Genomic DNA, 24979 nt, shown 5'->3' on the forward strand with positions numbered 1-24979 from the left:
CACCGATGGCCTCCCGGTCATCGCACCCTTCGCAAGCTCCGGTTGCGTTGACAGCTGGAGTCGCATCTGGCAGCAAAGGGCTATGGCAGGAAATGCACAATGTGTACAAAGCGCGCGCCCTGCCGGATCGGAGGGGGCGGTGGCGACCACCACGGACGGTGCGGATCTGAAGCGACAGGCGGCCCCGGCCCCGGGATGGGCGGATCTCGGCAAGCGCAAGCGCGCCAAGACCCAACGCATCCGGGAATCCGGGGCGACCACCACTTCCGGGAAGGCGGTGACGGTGCGGCTCTCGCAGGAAGAGCTTGAGGCACTTGCCCGGCTGCAGACCCGCATGGGGGCGGGGTCGCGCTCGGATGCGCTGCGCTCGGTCCTGCGCGCCAGTGTCGGATTGCTGGAATTCCCGCCCGAGCAGGCCGCGAAGCTCGGTGAGATCAAATCCGAGCTGCACAAGATCGGTGTCAATGTGAACCAGATCGCCCTGGCCGCCAATCGCGGGCGCGTCGATCTCGCCCGGGCCGAATGGCAGGCGCTGAACGAGTTGCGCCTCGCGCTGCCAAAGCTCCGGACCTGGCTCAATGCCGTGGTCGAGGAACAGCGCCGCCGCGGCGTGCGGCTCTTCCGGAATTATTCGGAGCGTGCGGATGGCTAGCGTGACGGAAGGGGTCCTCGAGGACTTGCGCCTGCGCTATCTGCGCGGTGGCAAGGGATCCACGCGGCAACGCTTCACCACTCGCGCCAACAATCTCTGGCGTCTGGCCCAGGGCTCGAATGCCGCAGTGCTGAAGAAGATCCATCATGGCGGCACCCATAACCGCAAGCAGCTCGGCAATCAGTTCGACTATCTCTTCGCCAAGGCCAGTGCGATCTTCGGCAATATGGTCGAGCATGATCCGAAGGGGCGCACGCTTAGCCGCGAGGAACGCAAGACCATTGCCGGGGATTGGGAAGATGCCTGGACGGGTGATCCGAAAAACGGCCATACCACGCATCTGCTCCTGTCCTTTCCGGCTGATGTCGCGCCCGAGCGTGCGCTGCAAGTCGCCGAGATCTGGGCGGCGGAAATGTTTCAAAGCGGCCGGCATGTCGCGGATGAATGGGCCTATATCGCGGCGCTGCATACCGATCGCAGCCACCCCCATGTCCATATCGTCATCAACAATCGCGGGCTGGAAAACGACAGCTGGTTCTACATGGCCAAGGGCCATGCCTTTGATGTGTTGAAGATGAAGGAGCGCATGGTCGAGATCGCGGCGGAGCAGGGGCTCTATCTCGACAGTGCCTCGCGCATTGAGCGTGGCAAGCTCACCTATGGCCCATCGCGGGCCGAGCTGGAGCGGGCTTTGCGCGAGGGCCGCGAGGTCCGGGAAGTGCCGCTGCAGGGTCAGGCGGTGCGTGATGCCCTGGCGCAGATCCGCGAGAACGTCGCCACCTTGCAGATCTTCTCTTCCATGGCGCGGCAAGGTCGCGAGGCGGAATTGGCGGCGCGGATCGAGGCTGTCGCGCAGCGCCTCGCGCGCGGCGGGATCATTCAATCGACGGAGGATTTCATGCAAGCTCAGGACGTTCAGAGCCGCGGCGATCTCGGCCGCTATTACGATACCTGGCTCAGCCGGGTCGAGAGTGGCATCAAGCAATTGCCGCAATCGGAACAAGGCGAGATGCGGCGCGACTTCTACACCGCCGCCGCCGATGTCGCCCGCGAGCTGGGCGATGCCCGTGGCGCCGCGTTGATGCAGCGCCCGGCGCAGGAGGCGCTGCATCGCAGCCAGATCGGCGCGACTGCAATCACCCGCGATGGGGTGACCCGCGAGATCGGCCGTGACGGCATCGCCGAGATCCGCGACCGGATTTCCGCGGCGGCGAGATCCAGCGGACTGGATCCGGCCCAGGTGCAACAGCGCCTGAGCCAGGGCGCGGCCAATGCCTGGCAGGAGCGCGACTGGACGCGGCAGGACATCCAGGCGGTGGCGGAGAGCCGGCGGCTCGATCTCGCCGGCGAGAAGGATCCGGGCAAGGCCGCAAGCCTGGTCGACAGTTTCTATGCCAAGGCCGCCGAACTGCTGGATCGCGGCTTCGAGCCGCGCCGCGACAATGATCGCCTGTCACGGACCCTGCAGGCGATGTCGCAGGCGCTGCAACAGGATTGTCAGCTGGCCTTCCAGAGTGACGAACAGGCTGGACGCTTCGCCAGGGATCTGAGCCAACGCTACGGCAATGACCTGATGTCACGGCTGGCCAAGGGCGACGACCGCGCCTTGGCCATCGATATTCCCGATCCTGCGCAAAGGCGTGACATCGCCCGGGCCATCACCGCCGCCGCCGAACAGCATGAGAGCATGGGCATGAGCCTGAAACAGGTCCAGGAGGCCAAGGCGCGGCTGCCAGATCTGGGAACGGGCGCGGGCAAGCGCCAGGCGGATCGCTCGCAAGCACCTGACCGTGAGCATCGCGACCGCGAGCGTTAGGTCGATGACAAGGGAGGGCAGGGTGATGGAGATCGATCAGGGCAAGATTGACGATTGCGCTCTCGCTTCGCTCTTCCTGACGCTGGATCGCGACCGCCGGGTCTCCAGGCGCAGGAGGAAAGGGGCACCGGATGATCACCCTTGCGATCTTCCCCGACGGGACGGTGTTTGATCTTGGCGGGGCTGATGATGTCGACGCGCGGCAATTGGACGCACTCCGCGATCTGCGGGACGATTGGAAAGCTGCCAGTTCTTACTACGTCAAGATAACGTAGCTCTTCCTACTCAATGAAAGCGGTTTTGGACGCTCTGCCCCCTCCCGTGCTAGTCCAGCTGAACTTACCGGGAGAAACAGATGAACATCAGCGTAAGCCAGACGCCACCGCCACTCCTGTCCCGTGACATGGTTCTGCCAAGACAGCGCGGATTGTATTTCGGAGGGGGCTGGCATGCAGCCGAAGCCGGGCGGAGCTTCGAGATAACCAGTCCCGGAAGTGGTGAATCCCTTGGTCTGGTGGCGGATGCCTCGCCGTGCGATGTGGATCGCGCAGTGGCCGCCGCGCGCGCCGCCTTTCCGGATTGGCGCGACACTGCCCCGCTTGAACGCGCCAGAATGCTGCGGCGCATGGCCCAGATCGTGAGGGACAATGCCCGTGAACTGGCGATGCTTGACGCGCTGGACTGCGGTAATCCCGTCGCCGCCATGGTCGGGGATGCAGCGATCGCAGCCGCGCAGATCGACTTCTTCGCTGGCCTCGTGACCGAGATGAAGGGGGCCTCGATCCCGATGGGACCGGACCGGCTGAACACTTCGGTGCGCGAGCCGCTGGGCGTGGTCGCCCGAATCGTGCCCTTCAACCATCCCTTCATGTTCGCGGCCGGAAAGTCGGCGGCGCCGCTGGCGGCGGGCAACACGATCATCGTCAAGCCGCCAGAGCAGGCGCCGCTTTCGGCATTGCGACTTGCCGAGCTGCTGGAGGATGTGCTGCCGCCCGGCGTGTTCAATGTCGTCACCGGATCGGGGCGTGCGACGGGCGAGGCTTTGGTGCGCCATCCAGGCACAGACTCGGTCGCACTGATCGGCTCGGTCGGTGCGGGGCAGGGCGTGATGCGCAGCGCGGCCGACAGGGTCAAGCCGGTGCTGCTTGAGCTTGGTGGCAAGAACGCCCTGATTGCCGGGCCTGATGCCGACCCCGAGGCGGTGGCGGGTGCCATGGTCGCGGGCATGAACTTTGCCTGGTGCGGGCAGTCTTGCGGCTCGACCAGCCGGGCCTTCCTGCATGCCGACATCCATGACCGCGTCCTTGCCCATCTGGCCGAGAAGATCTGTGCCTTCCGGCCGGGTCGGCCGGATGATTGGGCGACGACCATGGGGGCAATCATCTCGCCCGCGCAGCACCAGCGCATCCTTGGCTATATCGAGACGGCCAAGGCCGAGGGCGCAAGGCTGGTGCATGGCGGCGTCGTGCCGGAGGGCCCCGAGACCGAGGGCGGACTCTTCATCGAGCCCACGGTATTCGCCGATGTCACACAGGACATGACCATCGCGCGCGAGGAAATCTTCGGCCCGGTCCTTGCCGTTTTGAAATGGCAGGACGAGGCCCGGATGCTGCGCGAGGTAAACTCGGTAGAGGTCGGGCTGACCTGCGCGATCTGGACCAACGATCTGGCGGCGGCCATGCGCATCGCGGCCGCCGTTGATGTCGGATATGTCTGGGTCAACGAGGTCAGCCGGCATTTTTTGGGCGCGCCCTTTGGCGGCACCAAGCTGTCGGGGCTGGGGCGCGAGGAATGCCTGGCCGAACTGCTGAGCTTCACCAAGGAAAAGAACATCCATGTCAAGTTCGGGCCGCGCGCGGTCTGACCGGATGGGGAGGGGGGAATATGCGTTTCGAGGACAGACCGATGCGATGGGACGTGCTGGTCGGCGCGGTGATCATCGGCGTCGCGGCAATCTTCTTTGGCTATGGCCTGAGGCTGTCCTTTGGCAGCCCGATGCAGATGGGGCCCGGCTTCGTTCCGGTCTGCACGGCGGCGATCCTTGCCCTGCTGGGCACCATCATCACGGTCGAGGGCTGGCGGGGCGAGCCGACCCTTGCCGACCTGCCGCGCCTGCGGCCCTTTCTCGTCGTCGTGGCCTGTCCCATCGTCTTTGCGATGATGATCGGCTGGGCCGGAATGGTTCCCACGGTGATCGTCACCTCGCTTCTGGCCCGCATGGCCGAGCCGTTTCGCTGGGGTTGGGATCTTCTGCTGGTTCCGCTGACGCTGGTGATTATCGCGGTCGTCGTCTTCATCAAGTTCATCGGCGTGGCCATTCCGATCTTCTGATCGGCTGAAAAGGGGGGAGGAAGAAATGCTGCATGAATTCATGAACGGCTTCGGCCTTGCGGCAAGCTGGCAGAATCTTGGCTTTGCGCTGGTCGGCTGCGTGCTCGGCACACTGATTGGTGTCCTGCCGGGGGTTGGGCCGCTGGCGACGATCTCGATGCTGCTGTCGATCACGATCTATCTGGACCCGCTGTCGTCGCTGGTCATGCTGGCCGGGATCTTTTACGGCGCGCAATATGGCGGCTCGACCACGGCCATCCTGTGCAACCTGCCGGGCGAGGCCTCGGCCGTTGTCACCGTGCTTGACGGCCACAAGATGGCGCGGAAAGGACGGGCGGGGGCTGCACTGGCCATCGCGGCGCTCGGCTCGCTGTTCGCGGGGATCGTCGCGACACTGATCATCGCGCTTTTCGCGCCGGCACTGTCGAAATTCGCGCTGCGCTTCAATGCGCCGGAATATTTCGTGCTGATGATGCTGGGCCTGTTCGCGGCAGTCGTCTTTTCGCATGGCAAGATGTCGAAGGCGCTGGCGATGACCGCCCTTGGCATCCTGCTGGGCACCATTGGCACCGATATCGAGACCGGCGCCTCGCGCTATACCTTCGGCGTTCCGCAACTGTCCGAAGGCATCGGCATTGTCGCGCTGTCGATGGGGCTGTTTGGTTTGTCCGAGATCATCATGAACATCTCGCGCACCGAAAGCCGCGAGGTTCTGAGCGCGACCATTGGCAGGCTCTGGCCCTCGCGTGAGGAAACCCGTCGCGCGGCCCCGGCGGTCGTGCGCGGCACGGCAATCGGCGCGCTTTTGGGGCTGCTGCCGGGCGGTGGCGTCACACTGTCAACCTTTGCCGCCTATATCTTCGAGAAGAAGATCTCGAAGAACCCGCAGGAATTCGGGCAGGGCGCGGTCGAGGGTCTGGCCGCGCCGGAGGCCGCCAACAATGCCGCCGCCCAGACCTCGTTCATTCCGCTGCTGACGCTGGGCATTCCGACCACGCCGACGCTCGCGCTGCTTCTTGGCGCGATGATCATGCAGGGCATCCAGCCCGGCCCGCAGGTGATGACGACCCGACCGGACCTGTTCTGGGGTCTGATCGCCTCGATGCTGATCGGCAATGTCATGCTGGTGATCATCAACCTGCCGATGATCGGCGTCTGGGTGCAATTGCTGCGCGTGCCCTATCGAATCCTGTTCCCGGTCATCCTGACAATCTGCTGCATCGGGGCCTATGCGATGGAGTTCTCCTCCGTCGACCTGATCTCGATGGCGCTGTTTGCCGGGGCGGGGGTGCTGCTGTCGGCCTTCGGCTTCCCGCCGGTGCCCCTGTTGCTGGGCTTCATCCTCGGGCCGCTGGCCGAGGAGAACCTGCGCCGCGCCATGGCGATCGCCGGGGGTGACATCACCGTCTTTGTCACCCGGCCGGTATCGGCGACGATGATCGGTGTCATCCTGCTGATGGTCCTGATCATGGCCGCGCCGAAGTTCCGCCGGAACCGCGCCGTCTTCGACGAGGGCTAGAACCCGATCCGCGCCGGCCCGCCCTGCGGGCCGCGCCTGAACAGACCACCACCCGACAATGCCGCCACCCGCCGTCCCCGCATCAGCGGGGGCGACCGGGGCAGGCTTGCCCGCAGGATATCGGCCCGGTCCGGCACGCCAAAGCCAAAAGCTTCCGCAGCCCCAAATCGACGGTCTTTGTCCGTCGACCGGCCCGAATGGAATACTGCCTCCAATGAAAGGGGACTGAATATCATGAAGGACACGCCAAAAAGCATCTGCGTGAGCGCGGCACCCGCCGATGTCGAGCAGCCGCTGCGTCAGGAAACGTTCGATGCGATCTTTGGCAGCGATTTGATGGCCGAGGCAATCAAGGCGCTGGACATTCCCTATGTCGCGCTGAACCCCGGAGCGAGCTATCGCGGGCTGCATGACAGTCTGGTGAACTATCTTGGCAATGAAGGCCCGCAGATGCTGCTGTGCCTGCATGAGGAACATGCCGTCGCGATCGCCCATGGCTGGGCCAAGGTGACGGGCCGCGCGATGGCGGCGGTGGCGCATTCGAATGTCGGGTTGATGCATGCCACCATGGCCGTGTTCAACGCTTGGTGTGACCGGATGCCGCTGATCTTGCTGGGCGCGACCGGGCCGGTGGATGCCGCGAAACGTCGCCCGTGGATCGAATGGATCCATACCGCGCGCGACCAAGGCGCGTTGGTGCGGGACTATGTGAAATGGGACGACCAGCCCGGCTCGGCGCTGGCGGCGCGGGAATCGATCCTGCGGGCCGACTGGATCTCGAACATGGCGCCCAAGGGGCCGGTCTATGTGAACCTCGATGCCGGGCTGCAGGAGGCCGAGCTGCCCGCGTTGCCCTCCGCGATCGACGCGGGCCGCTATCGTCCGGCGGTGTCCTCGGGGGCGGATGCGGTGGAGTTGGCGCGGATCGCCGAGGTGCTGCTGCAAGCCCGCAAGCCAGTCATTCTGGCGGGCCGCGCCTCTCGCGACCCGGAGGCCTGGAACCGGCGGATCGCGCTTGCCGAGAGGCTGGGGGCGAAGGTGCTGACCGACCTGAAGATCGGCGCGAGCTTTCCGACCGACCATCCGCTGCATGCCGGGGCGCCCGGCATCTATGCCGTGCCCGAGGCCCGCGCCGCAGTTGCCGAGGCCGACGTGATCCTATCGCTCGATTGGGTCGATCTGGGCGGGATGCTGGATGCGGCCTTCCAGGGGGCGCCGGTCACGGCGACGGTGATCCAGATCTCGCTGGACCATAACCTGCATCGCGGCTGGAGCATGGATTATCAGGCCTTGCCTGTCGTCGACATCATGCTGGCGGCCGATCCGGATCAGGCCTTACCGGGCCTTTGTGGGGCTTTGGGCATCGGTGACAGCCTGCCCGCAACCTATCTTCCCAAGGCGCTGGCGGATTATCCCGAACTGGGCGAGGAGCCGATCCTGATGGGGCATCTGGCCCATGCGCTGGCGCGCGCGACGCAGGGCTATGATGTGTCCTTCGTCCATCTGCCGCTGGGCTGGGACGGAGCGCTCTGGCATTTCCGCCATCCGCTGGATTTCCTCGGCTCTGATGGCGGCGGCGGGATCGGCGGCGGACCGGGCATCGCCGTTGGCGCAGCGCTGGCGCTGAAGGATACCGGGCGGCTGCCGGTCTGCGTCGGGGGCGATGGCGATTTCCTGATGGGCGTCACCGCGATCTGGACCGCCGTGCATTACCGCATCCCGCTGCTGTATCTGGTCGGGAACAATCAGTCCTTCTTCAATGACGAGGTGCATCAGGAACGGGTGGCGAGGATGCGCGGCCGCCCGGTCGAGAACAAGTGGATCGGGATGCGCATGGACGATCCCGAGATCGACGTGGCGGGGATCGCGCGGGCGCAGGGCGCGCTTGGCCTTGGCCCGGTGAAATCGGCCGATGCGCTGGAAGCGGTGCTGCGCGAGGCGCTGGCCCATGTCGAGGCCGGTGGCGTCGCCGTCGTCGATATCCGGGTCGAGCCCGGCTACACCCCGGCAATGGTCGCCTCGCTGAACCGCCATGCGGGGGAGAAGAAGTGATGCTGCAGCTTTCAATCGCCTGTGGCGACTATGACCGTAATCGCCCGCTGCTGGATGGCCGCGTGCAGATCGACGGTGTCGAGCCGGTCGTGATGCGCCTCAATCCCGAGGAAATGTTCTTTCGCGCCATGCGCCACGAGGCCTTCGACATCTGCGAATTGTCGCTGTCCTCGCATACGCTGCGGGTGTCGCGGGGCGATGCGCCCTATGTCGCGATCCCGGCCTTCGTGTCGCGCGCCTTCCGCCATACCGGCATCATCGTGCGCAGCGACAGCGGCATCCGACGGCCCGAGGATCTGAAGGGCCGCCGGGTCGGCATTCCGGAATGGCAATTGACCGCCAATGTCTGGATCCGCGCCCTGCTGGAGCATGAATATGGCGTGCGGATGCAGGATATCTACTGGGTGAGGGGAGGTCTGGAAGAACCGGGCCGCGTCGAAAAGGTCAAGCTGGACCTACCCGAAGGCGTCAGGATCGAGGAGATCGGCCCCGAGGACACCTTGCGCGACATGCTGGCGGATGGTCGCATCGACGCCTTCATCGGGCCTCGTGCCCCGACCAGTTTCGTGCCATCCAACCCCGGCCTGCGCTGGATTTTCGACGACCCGACTGCTGAGGCGCGGGCATTCTTCCAGAAGACCCGGATCTTTCCGATCATGCATGTGATCGGCATCCGCCGCACGCTGGTCGATGCACATCCCTGGCTGCCGATGGCGGTGTTCAAGGGCTTTGTGGAATCCAAGCGGGTTGCGCTGGAGCATCTCTCCGAGACCTCGGCGACCAAAGTGACCCTGCCCTTCATCGAGGAACAGTTGCGGCAAGCCCGCAGCCTGATGGGCGAGGATTTCTGGCCCTATGGCTTCCAGCCGAACCGGCATGTGCTGGATTACTTCGCCGAGGCGCATCACCATCAGGGCCTTTCGGCGCGCAGGGTCGATCCGTCCGAGCTGTTCCACCAGTCGACGCTGGAAAGCTACATCATCTGAGATCGCGCGCGTCACCGCTTCTGCCTGTAAACCCGGCCCCACAAGGCCGGGTTTTTCACTGTCTGACGCGCGGCCTGCCGGTGACGAAAAAGGATGCCGGATTTCTCCGGCATCCTTGTGGCTGGCGGGTGGGTTTTGGATCGCGCGTCAGGCGGGCTCGGTCGCGGCGCCTTCCGGGGCATAACCCATGATCGCCTCGAAGCGCCGGCAATAAAGCGGCCAGGCTTCGGGATTGATCAGCCGTGGCGGCCGACGACCATTCAGGATCTCGATCCATTGCGTTGCGGCGTATTCGGTGATGCCGGTCTGGGATTCGGCTGACATTCCGGCAAGGTGCGGGTTCGCGATGACATTGTCGAAGGCCAGCAGCGGATGATCCGGGGCCGGGGGTTCGACAAGGAACACATCAAGGCCCGCACCCGCGATCAGGTTCCGCGACAGGGCTTCGGCCAGTCGCGCCTCGTCATGGATACCGCCCCGCGCCGTGTTCACGAAGAAAGCTGTGGGCTTCATCATCGAGAATTCCCGCAGCCCGATGCTGCCGAAAGTCTCGTCCGTGCGGGGGCAGTGGACGCTGATGAAATCGGACCGGCCGAACAGTTCGTCGCGGGAGACGGGTTCGGCGCCGCGGGCGCGGATCTCGTCCTCCGAGAGATGGGGGTCATGGGCAAGGACGGTCATGTCAAAGCCGTTGCGGCAGATCTTCGCGGTCAGCCGGCCGATATTGCCAAGGCCGAGGATGCCCACGGTTTTGCGCTGGATATTGTTGCCGGTATAGATGAAGCGATCCACATCCGCTTCGCGATGGACCGCGCGGTCCGAGCTGGAGATGCGCTTGGACAGCGACAGCATCAGGCCCACCGCATGTTCCGCCACGGCGGGCGCATTGCCGCCCGCCTGATTGACGACCAAAACGCCCTTGCGCGTGCAGGCCTCGACGTCGATCACGTCATAGCCAGAGCCGGTCGAACTGATCGCAAGCAGGTTGGGCGCGCGTTCCAGCAGCGGCGCCTCGGCCAGCCAGAACTGGTCCAGCTCGACCCGCGACTGGATCTGATAGCCATGCGCCGCAGCCATCGCCGTATCGTTCACCGCACGCGGGTCGGCGTAGCGCAGGCGCGTCACCTCGATCTCGGGCGCGGTGGTCAGGACGCGGGTTGCCGCATCGTCATCGGCCCATCTTTCGAAAAAGACCAGTTTCGCTTTCTTCGCTGTCATCTTGTGCCTTTCAGCTTGGTTGTGCGTGAGTTGTTTCATTCGGGCTGGAAGCCGATCCGCGTCAGGATATCGCCATAGAACTGGTGATCCTGACGGACCCGGCCCTCGAATGCGTCGGGGTTGCTGGCAACTGGCGTCTGCCCCGTGGCCTTGATGCGTGCGGCCAGATCCGGGTCGGCGAGCGCATCCGCGACTGCGTGATGCAGCTTCTCGATCACCTCGGGCGGAGTGTCCTTGGGCGCGTGCAGACCCGTCCAATAAGAGAGGCGGCTGAGATCCTGATAGCCCAGCTCTCCGGCCGAGGGGATGTCGGGGGTCGCCCCGTTCCGATCGGGCGACATGACCAGCAGCCCGTCGACCTGCCCGCTGGCATAATAGCTGTCCATCATCTGCGACGAGAAATTCGTCACCTGCGCCTGATTGGACAGGATGTCTGTCGCGACCGCGCCTCCACCCCGATATTGGACGATGTTCAGGTCGATGCCGGTTTCCAGTTCCAGCACGCCGGCGACGATATCCCCCATGCTGCCGACCCCCTGAGAGCCGAAGACCAGCTTGCCGGGATCCGCCTTGGCTGCCGTCACCAGATCGTCGAAGCTGGACCAGTGCGAGTCCTTGCTTGCGATCACATAATAGGGGCTTTCGACCAGCATGGTGACATGGGCCAGATCCTCGATCGGATCGACCGGCTGGTCGGGATAGACATGGGGGCCCGAACCCATCACCGAATTGGTCGAGATCAGCAGGGTATGGCCATCGGGCGTGGCACTCGCCACGGCCTCGGTCGCGAGGTTTCCGTTCGCGCCGGTGGGGTTCTCGACCACGACCGGCTGGCCCAGTTCCTTGGACAGATAGGGCGCCAGCAGCCGGACGAAGACATCCGTGCCACCACCCGCCGCAAAGCCGATTACCAGATGCACCGGGCGTTGCGGATAATCCGTCTCCGCGGCAAGCGCGGGTTGGCAGAGCAGCCCCATAAGCGCCGCCGCGCCGGTGCCGAGCAAAGTCGTTTCGAAAAGCTTCCTTGTCATCCACTCCTCCTCGCTGGATGCCGACGACACCGGGCCGCGCCCCGTCCTTGCAAACGGTGCCCAAGGCGAAATCCTGTTCCTGGGGATGGGGCCTGCTCCTCCTGCAGGACACCGGGTCAGCGTGTCAAAAATGACACCAACACTCGTCGAGTGGAAAATACTTTAATCTTCTGGCAGCCAGAGCGAAGCGATCTCGACGCGGCGGCCGGTCAGCGCGTCGGATCCGTGTCCTGCCCCTTGGCGATCTGGCGGATGATCTGCTTCAGGGCCTCGGCGGCGGGCGACGCGGTGCGGCGGCGTTCGGACAGGATATAGCAGGCGCGGCGCAGCTTGAGTCCGCGCAGCGGCACGAATACGAGGCCGCCGGTCCCCATCACCTCCATCGCCAGTCGTGGCAGAAATCCGATGCCCAGATTTGCCTCGATCATCATCAACTGGGCGACGGTGCTGTAGGCCTGCAATTGTCCTTCGAGTAGCGAGCGGGGAAAATGGACCGAGCGGCGAAGCATGGCAGAGGTTCCCGTCTCGCCCAGAAGCGAAATCACCGTCTCCTCCGACAGCTCGCCGAAACTGACGTCTGCACACTTTGCAAGTCTATGATCTAACGAGCAAACCATTCCGATATCGTCATGAATTATCGGCTCTGCCTCAAGTTCGGTGGTGGGTCGCCAGCGGGCCGCGACTGCAAACTCGACCTCCTTGTTCAGGATCATCTTCTCGATGCGACCGGCAACATCGTCATGGATCAAGATGCGGATGCCGGGATGGCGCATGCGGAAAATGCGCAAAGCGGGGATCAGCAGGGTCTTGGTCAGCGACGGTGCCGCCGCAACCGAAACTTCTCCGGTCTCAAGCCCGCCGACCAGACTGAGGTCGCGCAGTGCGCGGTGGTGCAGCGACATGATCTGCTGGCAGTCGATCAGGAACTGCTTTCCAGCGGCTGTCAGTTCGACCGGGCGCGACTTGCGGTCGATCAGTTGCGTGCCGGTTTCCTGCTCTACCGCCTGAACCGCTTCGGTCAGGGCCGAGGTCGCGATTCCCAGCTTCGCGGCAGCCGCGCGAAAGGAGCCCTCGGCGGCAATCGCGATGAAAGCCCGAAAATGCCGGACACCTATGTTCGATTTTTCAGAAATCATATTCTGCATTTTCTGTATTTACGAAATTATGGCATTGATCGCAATCCTTCCTGCAAGTAAGGGAGGTGCGATTTGCGCGATCTACAGGATACTCCGCCGGTGATGCCCGCGACCGAGGGCGCGTTGGCGCAATCGGATATAGCGGCCCTGACGGGGGCCCTCCGGACTGAAGGCTTTCGCGGGGGAATCGACCATGATCCGGCAAGCTGCGCGGCTGCTTCGACCGACAACAGCGTCTATTGCATCGCGCCGTCGCTGATCCTGTCGCCCCAGGACGAGGCCGATTGCGAGGCGATGATGCGATGCCTGAACCGGCCGCAATTCGCACGATGGCCGGTGACCGCGCGCGGCGGGGGGACCGGCACGAATGGGCAGTCGCTGAATAGCGGGATCGTCGTCGACCTGCGGCGTCGCATGAACCGGATCCTCGAAATCAACCCGGAGGCAGGTTGGGCGGATGTCGAGCCGGGCGTGGTTCTGGATCTGTTGAACGATACGCTGGCGGCGCATGGCCTGTTCTTCGCGCCCGAGACCTCGACCTCCAGCCGCTGCACCATCGGCGGCATGGTGGCGACCGACGCGTCGGGCAAGGGATCGCGCCGCTATGGCAAGACCGCCGACAATGTGATCGGGCTCAGCGCCATCATCGAAGGGCGCGCCGTCAACAGTCTGGCCGCGTCCCTGCCAGCGGCGCTGGAGGCTGAGGTCGAGGCCGCCTGCAACTCTGGCCGGCCGCATCTGCTGAGCCGGGTGCCCGCGCTGTCGCGGCGCTTTTCGGGCTATGATCTGGAACGCGCGCGGCGCGGACCCGATGGGTTCGAATGGTGGCGCCTCTTCATCGGGGCCGAAGGGACGCTGGGACTGGTGACCCGTATCCGGCTGCGGCTTTTGCCGCGTCCGCCACATCGCCGCCTGCTGGTGGCAGCGTTTGACGGCTTCGCTGCGGCGCTCGATTCGGTTTCGGCATTGCTCGGCCATCAGCCGCTGGCGGTGGAATGCCTTGACGAATGGGTGGCGCGTCTGGCCGGGGATGCAGGCCTGCTTCTTGACCTGCCGCGCGCGGTCCGGGGCGCGGATGGTCAGGCGCCGGTCTTCAACTTCATCGAATGCTCGGGCGGCGATGCCGAGGCGCTGAATGCGCAGGTTGCGGCAATTGCACGTGATTTGCCGAAGCTGTCCGGATTTACCGGTCTGCATGTCGCCTCGGACCCAGAGGAGATTGCGCGGCTCTGGACGATCCGCAGCGCGAGCGTCGGGTTGCTGGCCCGGCGGGATGACGCTCAGAGAGGTCGGGTGCCCGTCTCCTTCGTCGAGGATTGCGTCCTGCCGCCGGAAAACCTCTCGACCTTCGTTGCCGAGTTCGGCGCGCTGATGCAGGCCGAGGGGCTGCGCTACGGCATCTACGGTCATGCCGATGTGGGCTGCCTGCATGTCCGGCCGGCGCTGGATATCGCCGATCTGAATGACCGCGTCCGGCTTGGCAGGATCTCGGATCAGGTGTTCGCCATGGTGACGCGGCTTGGCGGGATCTTCTGGGGCGAGCATGGCAAGGGTGTCCGGGGCCAGTATCTTGCCGAACTCGTCGGGGCAGAGTGTTTCGCAGCGTTCAGGCAGATCAAATCCGCGTTCGATCCCAATGAGAGGTTCAATCCCGGCAAGCTGATCACGCTGGAAAGGGGGCTGCTGGGCGTCCGGTCGACGCCGTTTCGTCCGATGCGCCGCGATGGTGTTCTTGCCCGCGCCTATGGCTGCAACGGTAATGCGCTTTGCCATTCCTATGCGGCCAGCCAGCCGATGTGCCCGTCCTTCCGTGTGAGCGGTCAGGCGCTGCATTCACCGAAGGGCAGGGCAGAGGCGCTGAAGCTGTGGGATGGCGCGCGCCGCAGCGGCAGCCTGACGCCCCTGATCGAAGCGTCGGTCCATGCGGCGATGGAGACCTGCCTGGGCTGCAAGGCCTGCGCCAGCACCTGCCCCATTCAGATCGACATCCCCGAGATGCGGTCGCATTTCCTTGAGCACTGGCATGGAACCCGGCCCCGGCGTTTGTCGGACCGCGCGATGATCCTGCTGGAGCGCCACCATCGCGCAATCGGGCGACTGCGTCCGTTCCTGGCCTTTGGTCCGGTGGCTGCGCTCATGTCGCGCCTCGCTGTGCGTTTGGGTGTCAATGACGCTCCGTCCGTCTCGCGACGGGGATTGGCCGATCTTGGGGTCGAGGTCGTGACGCCCCGGCAGGTTGCCAGCCGCGTGTCGCGCGGCAAGCTGACCCCGAACAATGTTCTGATCGCGCCGGACGCCTTTAGCGAACTGTTCGACACCGATGCCATTTGCGACATCGTGGACGGATTGCGCGCGCTTGGATTTGCGCCTGCGATCCTGCGACTGCCAGCAGGGGGCAAGGCGGCCCATGCCTCGGGTGCGCGCGCGGCCTTTTTGCGCATGGCAACGATCCTGAAGGGCGAGCTGGACCGGCTCGCGGATTGCAACCTGCCGGTCATTGCCTGCGACCCGTCATTCGTCACGCTTCTGCGCGAGGAATACCGACATGCCGGGATGATGCCGCGCCGGAAGGTGGTCTCGATGGCAGAATTCCTACTCTCGCTGCCAGAGGATGCCTTGCCGCGTCTGCCGCCCGATGGCCAGAGATACAGGGTGTTTCTGCATTGCACCGAACGAGCGAAGGGGCAGACGAGCAGCATGGAATGGCGGGCCCTTGGCGAAAGGCTGGGGTTGAATTTCGAGATCGCGGCGACGGGATGCTGCGGCATGTCCGGTGCCTATGGCCATGAGGCGCGCAACCTGACGAACAGCCGGAAGCTTTTCGATCTGTCATGGGCGCCGCTGATCGAACCGGGCGCGACCGTGATGGCGACGGGCTTCTCCTGCCGCTGCCAGTCCCGGCGCTTCGCACAGGCCAAGGCCGTGCATCCGATGCGGCTGATTGCCGACCGTTTCGCGGGCTTGCCGAGGTCCGATCCAGCCAAAACGTGATGGTCTGGCCAAGGGAAACGGCATTGGCCAGCACAGCCACCGGGTCGCCATTATTCCCATCGGGGCGGGCAGCTTCCTCCGTCCCGATGGGAGGAGTTCATGACGATTTCGAAGATAACGCGAAGAAGCCTTCTCGCGGCGGGTCTGTCCGTTCCGGTCGTTCTGGCCGCGCCGGGCCTGCTCAGGGCCAAGACATATGCGACCAAGCCGGTGCGGCTTTTCGTGGGCACCGCGGCGGCCGGCAGCAATGATCTGGTCGCGCGCCTGATCGCGCCGGGGCTTGAGGCCGCGCTTGGACAGCCCGTGGTGGTCGAGAACCGCCCCGGCGGCGCGACAACCATGGCGGTCGGTCTGGTGGCGCAGGCGGAACCCGACGGCCATACGCTGCTGGTGTCCAGTGCCGCCGCGCTCTCGACCTATGTGACCAGCGTGAAGAAGCCGCCCAGCCTGCTGGATGATCTGGACCATGTCACGATGATCTGCGACGGCGCCTTCATCTATGCCGTGCACAAGGACGTGCCCGCTGCGAACACGGCCGAGTTCGTCGCACTGATGAAGGAGCGTCCGGGCAGCGTTCGCTATGGCGCGACGGGCACAGGCGGAGGCATCCATCTGTCGGGCACCCTGTTCCAGCAGCAGACCGGCACCAGCATGGTCGTCATCCAATATGCCAATGCCGGGATGCGCCTGAACGAATTGATCGCCAACCAGACGCAGCTTGGTATTGCCGGGGCCGCGGTTCTTGAGGCGCAGATCCGCGCCGGGGCGCTGCGCCCGCTTTTCGTCGCAGGAGGCAGTCGCCTTCAGTTGATGCCCGATGTTCCGACCAGTCTCGAGGACGGGCTGACCGGACTCGAGGGCATCAGCAACTGGTTCGGCCTGCACGGACCAAAGGGGCTTTCCCCCGAAGTGTCCGTGACCCTGAACACCGCGCTGGCATCGGTGCTGACCGAGCAACGCGTGCAGGACGGCCTCGCGGCTGCCGGTTTCGCCGTCGATCAGAAAGGGGCGGATGCTCTGGTGTCGCGGATGCGAATGGATGCGGAACTGACGCGCAAGATCGCGGATTCCGCAGGGATCCGCGTCGAATAGATACACAAAGAATGGCAAGGGCCCTTCGCATGACAGGGCCCTTGCATCTGCCGTGCGATCGCTACGGCATGAAAGAGCCGCCGGTCATGTCAAGGATGGCTCCGGTGACGAAGCCCGCCTCGTCCGAAGCCAGATAGGCGACGGCGGCGGCGATGTCCTCGGGCTCGGCGATGCGGCCGACCGGGGTCTCGCGGATCGCTGCATGATGGGTCGCGCCGCCATCGGCAAGGTTGCTGTTCAAGCCGGTGTTCACCCGCGATGGTGCGATGCTGTTCACGGTGATCCCGAAGGGCGCGACCTCGGCCGCCATGATCCGGTGCAGGCCTGCCAGCCCCGATTTCGACGCCGCGTAATGCGCGTTGCCAAAGGTTCGTGTCCGTGCCGCGCGGGAGGAGATCGTGACGATACGTCCCCAGCCGTGCCGCTTCATCAACGGGATTGTCGCCTGTGCCATCAGCATCGGCCCGGTCAGATTCACCGCGAGGGTCTGGTTCCAAAGCGCCAGTGGCATGTCCTCGACAGTGGGATTGCGCCCCTCGATCCGGGGCAGGATGCCGGCGCAATTGACCAGCACGTCGACCCCGCCCAGATCGCCCTCGACCGCTCTGATGGTCGCCACGACCGATACCGGGTCCGCGACGTCAAGCGCATAGCCCCGCGCGTCGATGCCAAGACCGCGCAGTTCCGTCGCCGCCGACTCGGCGGCGGGGCCGTCGATATCGGCCAGCGCGATCGCCAGCCCGGTCGCCCCGAGCATCCGGCCTGAAGCAAGGCCGATGCCCCGTGCGCCGCCGGTCACCAGCGCGACGCGCCTGCGGTTTTGTTCATGTGTCATTGGCTTTTCACCGGTTGCAATGTGGCAAGCGACGCTGCTGCGCGCCGGGCACGCTCGGCGACCGGCAGGGACAACAGTTCCTCGACTGGCAGCTCTACCGAAAGCGGCGTCCCCTCGGGCAGGGCGTCGATATAGGCGCGCAGCGGGATTGCGCCATTCCCCGGCAGCAGGCGGCCACGGCGCGCCTCTTCGGCCAGCGCATCGCGGCTGGGCGCGAGGCGGTGGGCGTCGCAGATCTGAAGATGCGAAACCATGCCGGGCGGCAGGGCCGCAATTTCCGCAGCCGTGGCGTTGGTGCGAAAGGCGTGCAACGCATCGACCACGATCCCGGCATTCGTCGCGCCGGATGCGCGGATCAGCGCCGCGGCGCTGCCCAGAGAGTTGATGGCGCGGAAGGCCATGAATTCGACTCCGATGCGAAGCCCGTGGCTGCTGGCGAGTTCGCAGAGCATGGCCAGCGCCTCCACTTCTCCGCCGGGGCGCAGGGTGCCGGGACCATGGATCGGCTCATGACCAAGGCACGAGACACGCGACGCCCCCAGCGTCGAAGCTGTCTCCAGCATGGCCTGCAATTCGGCCTCGGGTGGCAGATGGCCAAGGACCAGCGCCTCGACATCAAAGACGCGCAGGCCGGTATCGGCCAGCGCATGGCGGATGTCGCGGATCAGGGGCGCATTGCCGACGATCTCGGTGTGAAGCGGTCGCAGCGCGCCCGAGCGCAGCGGCAAGCCCACCGCGGCAAAGCCCGCTGCCGCGGCCGCGCGAACAAGCGCGACCGGGCCTTCATCCGTCATCCCGAGTTGTGCGAGGGCGATTTCCGCCGGGTTCAGGATCATCTGATGCTCCTGCCCTGTCAGGCCGCGCGATTGGCGACGCGACCGGCCGGGGCAATCGCGGCGGCGCGGCAATCCTCGATCAGCTTCTGGACCTTCCAGTTGTCCTCGACCGTGACCAGCAACGGCGTGCCGTTTTCGATGACATCGACGAAATGCTCGATCTCGCGCGCGAACTGGTTCACGCCCACCACGCCCGGAATATCGACATCGGTGCCGTTGATGCGATAGCCGGTCGCGGTCAGCACGATCGAACCGCCATCCGTTTCGGCCTCGATGCGCAGCTTTCCGGCATCGGTGATCATCAGCCCGTCGGACAGGATCGGCGGGTTGGGTGACCAGCTTGAAAGCACGCTTGCCGTCACGCCCGAGGGCGAGACCATCGAGGTGAAGAACAGATCCTCGGTCGGGGCATCGAAATGCACGTTGTCGAGTTGGGCAAAGCGCGGTGTCAGCATCTCGCCGGTGAACCAGCTTGCAAGGTCAAGCTGATGGATGGCGTTGACCAGCAGCGCGCCACCGATCACCGGCTCGGACCGCCAGCCCGCCATCGAGGGCTTGCGGACATTGGTCGAGATATGGACACGGCGCAATTCGCCCATGCCGCGCAGCGCGTCGTGAAAGCCCCGGATATGGGGGTTGGTGCGCAGCAGATAGCCCGGCATGATCGTGACCGGGACCGAGGCCGCGAATTCGACCAGCTCGCGCGCCTCGGCCGTATCGGGCGCCATCGGCTTTTCGCACAGCACATGCTTGCCCGCATTGGCCAGCCTGCGGGTCAGGTCGGGATGCAGATGCGGCGGCAGGGCAAGGCAGGCGGCGTCGATGCTGTCGAGGTCGAGCGCGTCGAAGGACGCCACTGCTTTCGCGCCGACCGTTGCTGCCTGATCCGCGCAGCCTGCGCCGGGATCGACAAGGGCCACGATGTCATGGCCCAGTTCCTGAAGCGCCTTTACATGGCGTGAGCCTGCCCAGCCCAGCGATCCGATGACGGCAAATCTCATGGTTCTCCTCCCATTTGGAAAATTCGGCTTCGACGCCTGCGCCTTGGTCGGCGCAAGCGGTGCGGTTGGTTCCTTGCCCGGCGGTCAGCCCAGCGGCAGGGTGCTCAACTCGATCGACTGGAACCTCCAGTCACCGGAGGCGCGGATGAATGTCGCGAAGCAATCGCCCACGGCACGGATCTTGCCCGGCCCGTCGCGCCAGTCGGTCAGCAGGATATAGGAAATGCCCTCGGCGCGATCCGGTCCGGGTCCGGGGTTCAGGACGATGTCGGTCTGCTGATGCCGGACAAGGCCCCTGAACATCTCGCGCCGGCCAAGCGCCATCTCCATCAGCGCCGCGTGGCCCGTGGTGCTGCCCGCCGGGTTGGCGATTTGGCCCGGTGCTGTGGCACTTGGGTTCAGCCGTGTGAAGCTGCCATCCGGGGCGAAAAGCTCGACCCATTTCCGGGCCTCGCCATGGTTGAAATAGTGGCAATACAATGCGTAAAGCCGCAGGATTGCCTGCTCATCCTCGACCGGAAGACGAGCGGGCAAGACTTCCATCCGCATGAAGGGGGTCCACCTCGCCTGTGGCGGCCGGTCCCGGTCTGGTGGGGGGCCGCAGGTCTGTCTTTGCAGGCCGAGGCTAGCGCGCCGTTACGCCGCCAGTCCAATAGCGATGGGATATTCCAGCACCAAGGGGAATGTCTGGCCTAGTCCAGATCGGCGGCGGTCAGGCCCTCGCGCGGGGCGACCATGGGCTGAACGCGGCTCAGCCCGCTGCGGATCTGGACCTTGATCAACTCGGCCAGTTCGGCCTCGTTGATCAGCGGCGGGCGGCGCAGCGAATGCAGCAGATAGAGCGTGCGCACCAGCTTGCCACCCTTGATCCTGCGGCCGGTCAGCTCGCCGCGCGCAAGCTCGCCGATGACGCTGCCATATGGCATCACGCTGGAGACCGCGCCGTCCTTGACCAGAGATTTCATGATCCCGACCGAGGACGCTTCGAACTGGACCTGCGGAAAGCGCCCGATCGTCTCGGCGGCCTGATGGACAAGCTGGTGCACATGATCGCGCTCGCCCGCAAGAACCAGCGGCCGGTCCAGCAACTCCTCAAGCGAGATGTCTTCGCTGGTGCTCATGTCGGCGCTGACGAATAGCAGTTCCTCGTCAAACAGCGCCTCGCGTGAGATGCCGGGCCGGTCATTGACCTGATAGGCCAGTGCCAGATGGACCTCGCCGCGTTCCAGCGCATCGACGAGGACAAAGGACATCTCCTCGACGACGCTGAGATTGATGTTCTCCATGTCGTCGCGCACGCGCAGCATCAGATGCGCGCCGAAGAGGTTCCCCAGACCGGGCGTCAGACCAAGGGTGATGCTCTCGGCCATCGAGGTCGTCTCGGCCAGCATCTCGCGCCGGGTCGATTCGACCAGACGCAGGATCTCGCGCGAGCGTTCATAAAGCAGGTTTCCCGCACCAGTCGCCGAGACGCCGCGCGAATGGCGGATCAGCAGCGGAATGCCAAGCTCCTCCTCCAGATGGCGGATTTGCAACCCCAGCGCCGGCTGGGCGACATGCAACTGCTCGGCCGCGCGGGTGATATTGCCGGCATCGACCGTCTGGACGAAATAGCGAAGCTGACGCAGGTTCATTATGGTTCCTCCCCCCGACAAACTAGTGGCCCTAGCCGGGCCCGGCTAGGGCCGACATGCGGGCAGAAACGCCAAGGCCAGAGCCAACGGCCCCGGCCTTGTCCAATCCCCGATGTGGCGCTTGCACAATCAGCCCAGCAGGTCCGCGATGGCGACCTCGCGGCCTTGTGCTGCTGAGAGCTTGATCGCCTCGACCACGGCAAGTGTCGCCAGCGCGCTTTCGACATCGGCCAGTGGCTCCTCCTCGCGCCGGATGACGCGCAGGAAATGCTGCATCTGCAATTCCATCGACTCGGCCGCGACGTGATACAGCTTGCGCCGGATGAAGGTCGCATCGCGCCCGCCATTGGGGCTGTTCGACCATGTCTCAAGCGTTGGCACGGCCAGCGACGCCTCGGTGCCGGCGATGACATAGCTGTTCTCGGGCTGCCAGGCAAAGCGCGGGTCTTCCTGCGAGGTCATTTCCCAGCACCACGGCGCCACGACGTTGTCCGAGATCAGGAAGGTTCCGACCGCACCCGAGGCAAAGCGCATCAGGATCGCGGCCGTATCCTCGACCGGCGCGCCGCGCGATGCGTTCGAGGTCATGGCGGAGACGGCGACGATCTCGCCGCAGATGGCGCGCAGGCTGTCGATGTCGTGGATCGCGTTGATCAGCAGGGTGCCACCCCCAGCGGTGGGATCGGTCTTCCACGCTTCCTGAAAATACTCGTCGGGTTTGCGCCGCAACCAGAGGCCGTTGACGGCGAGAACTTGTCCCAGACCGCCCGCGCGGACATGCTCAACCGCAGCCTTGATGATCGGGTTGTGGCGGCGATGATGGCCGACCAGCGCGGGCAGGCCGGATGCGCGTTGCGCCTCGCGCAGGCCAAGCCCTGCCGCGACCGTGTCGGCGACCGGCTTCTCGATCAGCGGCACGACGCCGGCCGCAAGGCAATCGATCGCGGCGCTTGCATGATAGGCGTTCGGGGTCGAGATCACTGCCCCCTCGGCGGCGACCTCGGCCAGCATCTCATGATGATCGGCGAAGGTCGGAATGCCTTCGGCCGCATAGCGATCACGGGTCTGGGGATTGAGTTCGGCGATCCCGACAATCTCGATACCGGGAACGCGGCGGGCGACCGCGATATGGTGGCGGCCCATGATACCAGCGCCGATGAAGGCGATCCTGACATTCTGCATCATTGTTTCCATGAACTGTATCTAAGGCAGGGTGGATGGATCAGCTCTTGGGGAAGGGCGGGTTCAGAATGTTGTTCATCGCCTCGACCGCGTTCAGATAGCCCGCCGCGCCAAAGCCGAAGATCACGCCGGTCGCGACCGGCCGCACATGCGACAATTGCCGGAAGGCCCGGTCGGCATAGCGATAGGAATTGTTGAAATGCAGCTCGATGATCGGGACGGTCAGGATACGCAGCGCGTCGGGAATGGCGATCGAGGTATGGGTATATGCGCCGGGATTGATGATGACGCCCGCGATCGAGCCATGCCCCTGCTGGATCCAGGTCACCAGCTCGCCCTCGTAATTCGACTGGCGGAAATCGACATCGAGGCCCAGCCCCTCGGCCTTGGCGCGGACGGCGGTTTCGACATCGGCCAGCGTCTGGCGGCCGTAAAGCTCGGGCTCGCGCACGCCCAGCATGTTCAGGTTCGGCCCGTTCAGGCACAGGATCAGCGGATTTGACATTGGACCTCCTCATGCTGGACGACGCAATGCGGTCCAGCCTCCGCCAACCGGGATAGCGGGCAGTCCGCGCGCCCGTCCAATCCTGTTAACCTATTTCTGCCAGACGTTTTCATTCGGTCGCGACCCGGACGGTTCAAAACCTGCGGCGCGGCGGGACAGGGCCCGACCCAAACCGATTGGGTATCCCTCGGCAAGTGAAACGGTATTTGTCTTTCCATGGCGCAGGTGGACTTCTGGCTGTCGCGGCGGATGATTTTCGGGAGGAGGATCGGCGCCCGTGCTGGGAGGATGGCAGGATGAATAGGGAAATCTCGCGTCGTCGCCTGTTGACGGCAAGCGGTGCGGCACTGGGCTGGCTGGCGATGCCTTCGCTTGCACGCAGCCAAGGGGAGGGGCTGTCCCAGCCCCTGACGATTGTTCTGGGCTTTGCGCCGGGGGGCGGCGCCGACAACTATGTCCGGCTGCTTGCGCCGTTTCTCTCGGAGGCGTTGGGACAGCCGGTGGTGGTCGAAAACCGGCCCGGCGCGAACGGCACCATCGCCTCGCGCTATGTCAAGGACAGCAAGCCCGACGGGACGACGCTGCTGTTCAACACCTCGTCCTCGATGGCGGCGGGGTCTTATACCATGCCCGATCTGGACTTTGACCCGATCGAGGATCTGCGCCCCGTCACGCTGGGCGTGCTGTCCCATTACGTTCTGATCGGCGCGCCGGGGCTCAAGGCCAACAACTGGCCGGAATTCGTCGCGCTGGCCCAGTCCGAGCCGGGCAAGCTGGTTCATGCCTGCGTGGGCGTGGGTTCGGTCAACGAATATATCGTCGATCACCTGTGCCAGCAGGCCGGGATCAAGGTGAACAACGTGATTTACCCCGGCGGCGGTCCGGCGATGACCGACCTGCTCGCCAATCAGGCCCAGTTCATGACCAGCTCGATCAGCCAGTCCGAGGGCTATATCCGGCAGGGTCAGGTCAAGGCCCTGATGATCGCCGCGCCCAAGCGCGCGCCGCAATTGCCCGATGTCCCGGCCTCGACCGAGTTCGGGCTGACCGGTGTCGATCAGATGGCTTTCTGGATGGCGGCTTCGGTCGCGAAATCGACGCCGGACGAAATCGTGCGACTGCTTTCGGACGGCATCGCCAAGGCGCAGGCCAATCCCGACCTGATGGTGAAACTTGGCGCGATGGGTCTGACCCCCGCCGCCGCCGGCCCTGCCGATTACGAGGCGCGGCTGCGCGCTGATCACGCGCTTTACGGTCAGGTCTTCGAGGCCAAGGCAAAAGGATGACCGGGCCAGACCGGCCCGCAGGAGAAGCTGATGATCTGCGTTTCACACCTCACCGCATTGGACCTGCCGCCCGAGGACATGGTCATCGCTGCCGCTCGCGCCGGCTTTTCCGGTGTCGGATTGCGGATCTTTCCGCCAGCGCAATCGCCCGACCAATATCCGGTCTGGAATGACAGGGCGCGCATTCGCAGCCTGCGCGACATTGCCCGCGACCACGGCATCCGCATCTTCGAGGCGGAATCCTTCGGGATGGGTGCAGAGGTTGACCGGACAGCCTATGCCCGCGCCGTCGAGGCGGCGGCCGAGCTTGGCGCCGGGGTCATCACCTCGGCCGGGATCGACGACGATGCGGGCAGGCTGGCCGCGAACTATCACTGGCTGGCCGAAACCGCCGCAGGCCACGGCCTTGTGCTGGCGATGGAGTTCATGCCCTATCGCGGCATGAAGACGCTGGAGGCCGCATTGAAGATGCATCGGCGCGTCGACCACCCCCGGGCGAAGCTGCTGATCGATGCGATCCATCTCAGCCGCTCGGGCGCGGGGCTGGCCGAGATGGCGGCGATCCCGGACCGCTCGGCCATCGGGCATTTCCACATCTGCGACGCGCCCGCCATTCCGCCCGCGCAGCTTGAGGACAAGTTGCAGGAAAGCCGGACCGGCCGCCTTTATCCGGGCGAGGGTGGGTTGCCGCTGTCTGACCTGCTCGCGCTGCTGCCGGAGGGCTGCCCGATCTCGCTCGAGGCGCCGCATCGCGACCAGCAAGGCTGGGCGCCGCAGGACCGCATCGCGGCGGCGGGACGCGTCACGCTGGACTGGTTCAGGCGGCACTCGGTCGCGGTGGCCTGAGAATTGCGGCAGCGAAATTTGGTCTGGCGG

General features: G+C 65.0%; 22 protein-coding genes. 12 read left to right on the forward strand and 10 right to left on the reverse strand.

Annotation, left to right across the window (positions count from 1 at the left end):
• Positions 1-139: 139 nt before the first annotated feature.
• The 8 genes from GL300_RS27340 (at position 140) to GL300_RS22695 (ending at position 9356) form a co-directional block, all read left to right on the forward strand.
• Positions 140-652, forward strand: coding sequence for a plasmid mobilization relaxosome protein MobC (locus tag GL300_RS27340; RefSeq protein WP_170297782.1), 513 nt, complete (start codon positions 140-142; stop codon positions 650-652).
• Complete coding sequence (locus GL300_RS22665) at positions 645-2468, forward strand: relaxase/mobilization nuclease domain-containing protein (protein ID WP_170297783.1); 1824 nt, start codon at positions 645-647, stop codon at positions 2466-2468. Before GL300_RS27340 ends, GL300_RS22665 begins: the two co-directional genes overlap by 8 nt.
• A gap of 131 nt (positions 2469-2599) precedes the next feature.
• Positions 2600-2743: a hypothetical protein gene (locus tag GL300_RS22670; protein ID WP_155041963.1), complete on the forward strand. Its 144-nt coding sequence runs from the start codon at positions 2600-2602 to the stop codon at positions 2741-2743.
• Between the two features lie 80 nt (positions 2744-2823).
• Positions 2824-4332, forward strand: coding sequence for an aldehyde dehydrogenase family protein (locus GL300_RS22675; protein ID WP_246195355.1), 1509 nt, complete (start codon positions 2824-2826; stop codon positions 4330-4332).
• Between the two features lie 41 nt (positions 4333-4373).
• Positions 4374-4799, forward strand: a complete 426-nt coding sequence (locus GL300_RS22680; RefSeq protein WP_170297784.1) for a tripartite tricarboxylate transporter TctB family protein — start codon at positions 4374-4376, stop codon at positions 4797-4799.
• A gap of 25 nt (positions 4800-4824) precedes the next feature.
• Positions 4825-6318 (forward strand): tripartite tricarboxylate transporter permease, encoded by a 1494-nt coding sequence (locus GL300_RS22685; protein WP_155041965.1) that lies wholly within the window; start codon positions 4825-4827, stop codon positions 6316-6318.
• A 234-nt stretch (positions 6319-6552) separates the two neighbouring features.
• A complete protein-coding gene (locus GL300_RS22690; protein WP_155041966.1) occupies positions 6553-8370 on the forward strand; it encodes a thiamine pyrophosphate-binding protein in 1818 nt (605 codons plus the stop codon).
• Complete coding sequence (locus GL300_RS22695) at positions 8370-9356, forward strand: ABC transporter substrate-binding protein (protein ID WP_155041967.1); 987 nt, start codon at positions 8370-8372, stop codon at positions 9354-9356. Before GL300_RS22690 ends, GL300_RS22695 begins: the two co-directional genes overlap by 1 nt.
• A 147-nt stretch (positions 9357-9503) precedes the next feature.
• Here GL300_RS22695 and GL300_RS22700 read toward each other — a convergent pair whose 3' ends face one another.
• From GL300_RS22700 to GL300_RS22710, 3 genes are all read right to left on the reverse strand, one after another.
• Entirely contained in the window at positions 9504-10574 is a 1071-nt protein-coding gene (locus GL300_RS22700; protein ID WP_155041968.1) for a hydroxyacid dehydrogenase, read from the reverse strand.
• Between the two features lie 35 nt (positions 10575-10609).
• Positions 10610-11605, reverse strand: coding sequence for a Bug family tripartite tricarboxylate transporter substrate binding protein (locus GL300_RS22705; RefSeq protein ID WP_155041969.1), 996 nt, complete (start codon positions 11603-11605; stop codon positions 10610-10612).
• Between the two features lie 209 nt (positions 11606-11814).
• Entirely contained in the window at positions 11815-12741 is a 927-nt protein-coding gene (locus GL300_RS22710) for a LysR family transcriptional regulator (protein ID WP_170297785.1), read from the reverse strand.
• Positions 12742-12813: 72 nt separating this feature from the next.
• On the opposite strand from GL300_RS22710, the gene GL300_RS22715 reads away from it, so the two are divergent.
• Together GL300_RS22715 and GL300_RS22720 are read left to right on the forward strand one after the other, a co-directional pair.
• Positions 12814-15732 carry an FAD-binding and (Fe-S)-binding domain-containing protein gene (locus tag GL300_RS22715; RefSeq protein ID WP_211595346.1) on the forward strand — a complete coding sequence of 973 codons (2919 nt, stop codon included), beginning with the start codon at positions 12814-12816 and terminating at the stop codon, positions 15730-15732.
• Between the two features lie 99 nt (positions 15733-15831).
• Positions 15832-16824 (forward strand): Bug family tripartite tricarboxylate transporter substrate binding protein, encoded by a 993-nt coding sequence (locus GL300_RS22720; protein ID WP_155041971.1) that lies wholly within the window; start codon positions 15832-15834, stop codon positions 16822-16824.
• Positions 16825-16885: 61 nt separating this feature from the next.
• On the opposite strand, the gene GL300_RS22725 is transcribed toward GL300_RS22720, so the two are convergent.
• From GL300_RS22725 to GL300_RS22755, 7 genes are all read right to left on the reverse strand, one after another.
• Positions 16886-17659, reverse strand: a complete 774-nt coding sequence (locus GL300_RS22725; RefSeq protein ID WP_155041972.1) for an SDR family NAD(P)-dependent oxidoreductase — start codon at positions 17657-17659, stop codon at positions 16886-16888.
• Entirely contained in the window at positions 17656-18495 is an 840-nt protein-coding gene (locus tag GL300_RS22730) for a sugar phosphate isomerase/epimerase family protein (RefSeq protein WP_155041973.1), read from the reverse strand. Before GL300_RS22730 ends, GL300_RS22725 begins: the two co-directional genes overlap by 4 nt.
• Before the next feature lie 17 nt (positions 18496-18512).
• Positions 18513-19496 carry a Gfo/Idh/MocA family protein gene (locus tag GL300_RS22735; RefSeq protein WP_155041974.1) on the reverse strand — a complete coding sequence of 328 codons (984 nt, stop codon included), beginning with the start codon at positions 19494-19496 and terminating at the stop codon, positions 18513-18515.
• An 84-nt stretch (positions 19497-19580) separates the two neighbouring features.
• Complete coding sequence (locus tag GL300_RS22740) at positions 19581-20030, reverse strand: nuclear transport factor 2 family protein (protein WP_170297786.1); 450 nt, start codon at positions 20028-20030, stop codon at positions 19581-19583.
• Between the two features lie 158 nt (positions 20031-20188).
• Positions 20189-21130: a LysR family transcriptional regulator gene (locus tag GL300_RS22745; protein ID WP_155041976.1), complete on the reverse strand. Its 942-nt coding sequence runs from the start codon at positions 21128-21130 to the stop codon at positions 20189-20191.
• Between the two features lie 129 nt (positions 21131-21259).
• Positions 21260-22312: a Gfo/Idh/MocA family protein gene (locus tag GL300_RS22750; RefSeq protein ID WP_211595348.1), complete on the reverse strand. Its 1053-nt coding sequence runs from the start codon at positions 22310-22312 to the stop codon at positions 21260-21262.
• A gap of 40 nt (positions 22313-22352) precedes the next feature.
• Positions 22353-22817, reverse strand: coding sequence for a type II 3-dehydroquinate dehydratase (locus tag GL300_RS22755; protein ID WP_155041978.1), 465 nt, complete (start codon positions 22815-22817; stop codon positions 22353-22355).
• 296 nt (positions 22818-23113) lie between these two features.
• Between GL300_RS22755 and GL300_RS22760 the strand changes: the two genes are divergently transcribed.
• Positions 23114-24103, forward strand: a complete 990-nt coding sequence (locus tag GL300_RS22760; RefSeq protein WP_155041979.1) for a Bug family tripartite tricarboxylate transporter substrate binding protein — start codon at positions 23114-23116, stop codon at positions 24101-24103.
• Positions 24104-24133: 30 nt separating this feature from the next.
• Positions 24134-24949, forward strand: a complete 816-nt coding sequence (locus GL300_RS22765) for a sugar phosphate isomerase/epimerase family protein (RefSeq protein WP_155041980.1) — start codon at positions 24134-24136, stop codon at positions 24947-24949.
• Positions 24950-24979 lie beyond the last annotated feature (30 nt).

Origin of the sequence: Paracoccus litorisediminis, assembly GCF_009711205.1 — a bacterium.
In the GTDB taxonomy this organism is placed as follows: domain Bacteria; phylum Pseudomonadota; class Alphaproteobacteria; order Rhodobacterales; family Rhodobacteraceae; genus Paracoccus; species Paracoccus litorisediminis.

Excerpts from the sequence above, each read along its gene's own strand:
- GL300_RS22750 (WP_211595348.1), bottom strand. The coding sequence starts at position 22,312 with ATGCAGAATGTCAGGATCGCCTTCATCGGCGCTGGTATCATGGGCCGC.
- GL300_RS22665 (WP_170297783.1), top strand. The coding sequence starts at position 645 with ATGGCTAGCGTGACGGAAGGGGTCCTCGAGGACTTGCGCCTGCGCTAT.
- GL300_RS22680 (WP_170297784.1), top strand. The coding sequence starts at position 4,374 with ATGCGATGGGACGTGCTGGTCGGCGCGGTGATCATCGGCGTCGCGGCA.
- GL300_RS22720 (WP_155041971.1), top strand. The coding sequence starts at position 15,832 with ATGACGATTTCGAAGATAACGCGAAGAAGCCTTCTCGCGGCGGGTCTG.
- GL300_RS22730 (WP_155041973.1), bottom strand. The coding sequence starts at position 18,495 with ATGATCCTGAACCCGGCGGAAATCGCCCTCGCACAACTCGGGATGACG.
- GL300_RS22690 (WP_155041966.1), top strand. The coding sequence starts at position 6,553 with ATGAAGGACACGCCAAAAAGCATCTGCGTGAGCGCGGCACCCGCCGAT.
- GL300_RS22695 (WP_155041967.1), top strand. The coding sequence starts at position 8,370 with ATGCTGCAGCTTTCAATCGCCTGTGGCGACTATGACCGTAATCGCCCG.
- GL300_RS22765 (WP_155041980.1), top strand. The coding sequence starts at position 24,134 with ATGATCTGCGTTTCACACCTCACCGCATTGGACCTGCCGCCCGAGGAC.
- GL300_RS22745 (WP_155041976.1), bottom strand. The coding sequence starts at position 21,130 with ATGAACCTGCGTCAGCTTCGCTATTTCGTCCAGACGGTCGATGCCGGC.
- GL300_RS22755 (WP_155041978.1), bottom strand. The coding sequence starts at position 22,817 with ATGTCAAATCCGCTGATCCTGTGCCTGAACGGGCCGAACCTGAACATG.
- GL300_RS22725 (WP_155041972.1), bottom strand. The coding sequence starts at position 17,659 with ATGACACATGAACAAAACCGCAGGCGCGTCGCGCTGGTGACCGGCGGC.
- GL300_RS22710 (WP_170297785.1), bottom strand. The coding sequence starts at position 12,741 with ATGATTTCTGAAAAATCGAACATAGGTGTCCGGCATTTTCGGGCTTTC.
- GL300_RS22670 (WP_155041963.1), top strand. The coding sequence starts at position 2,600 with ATGATCACCCTTGCGATCTTCCCCGACGGGACGGTGTTTGATCTTGGC.
- GL300_RS22735 (WP_155041974.1), bottom strand. The coding sequence starts at position 19,496 with ATGAGATTTGCCGTCATCGGATCGCTGGGCTGGGCAGGCTCACGCCAT.
- GL300_RS22685 (WP_155041965.1), top strand. The coding sequence starts at position 4,825 with ATGCTGCATGAATTCATGAACGGCTTCGGCCTTGCGGCAAGCTGGCAG.
- GL300_RS22760 (WP_155041979.1), top strand. The coding sequence starts at position 23,114 with ATGAATAGGGAAATCTCGCGTCGTCGCCTGTTGACGGCAAGCGGTGCG.
- GL300_RS22675 (WP_246195355.1), top strand. The coding sequence starts at position 2,824 with ATGAACATCAGCGTAAGCCAGACGCCACCGCCACTCCTGTCCCGTGAC.
- GL300_RS22705 (WP_155041969.1), bottom strand. The coding sequence starts at position 11,605 with ATGACAAGGAAGCTTTTCGAAACGACTTTGCTCGGCACCGGCGCGGCG.
- GL300_RS22700 (WP_155041968.1), bottom strand. The coding sequence starts at position 10,574 with ATGACAGCGAAGAAAGCGAAACTGGTCTTTTTCGAAAGATGGGCCGAT.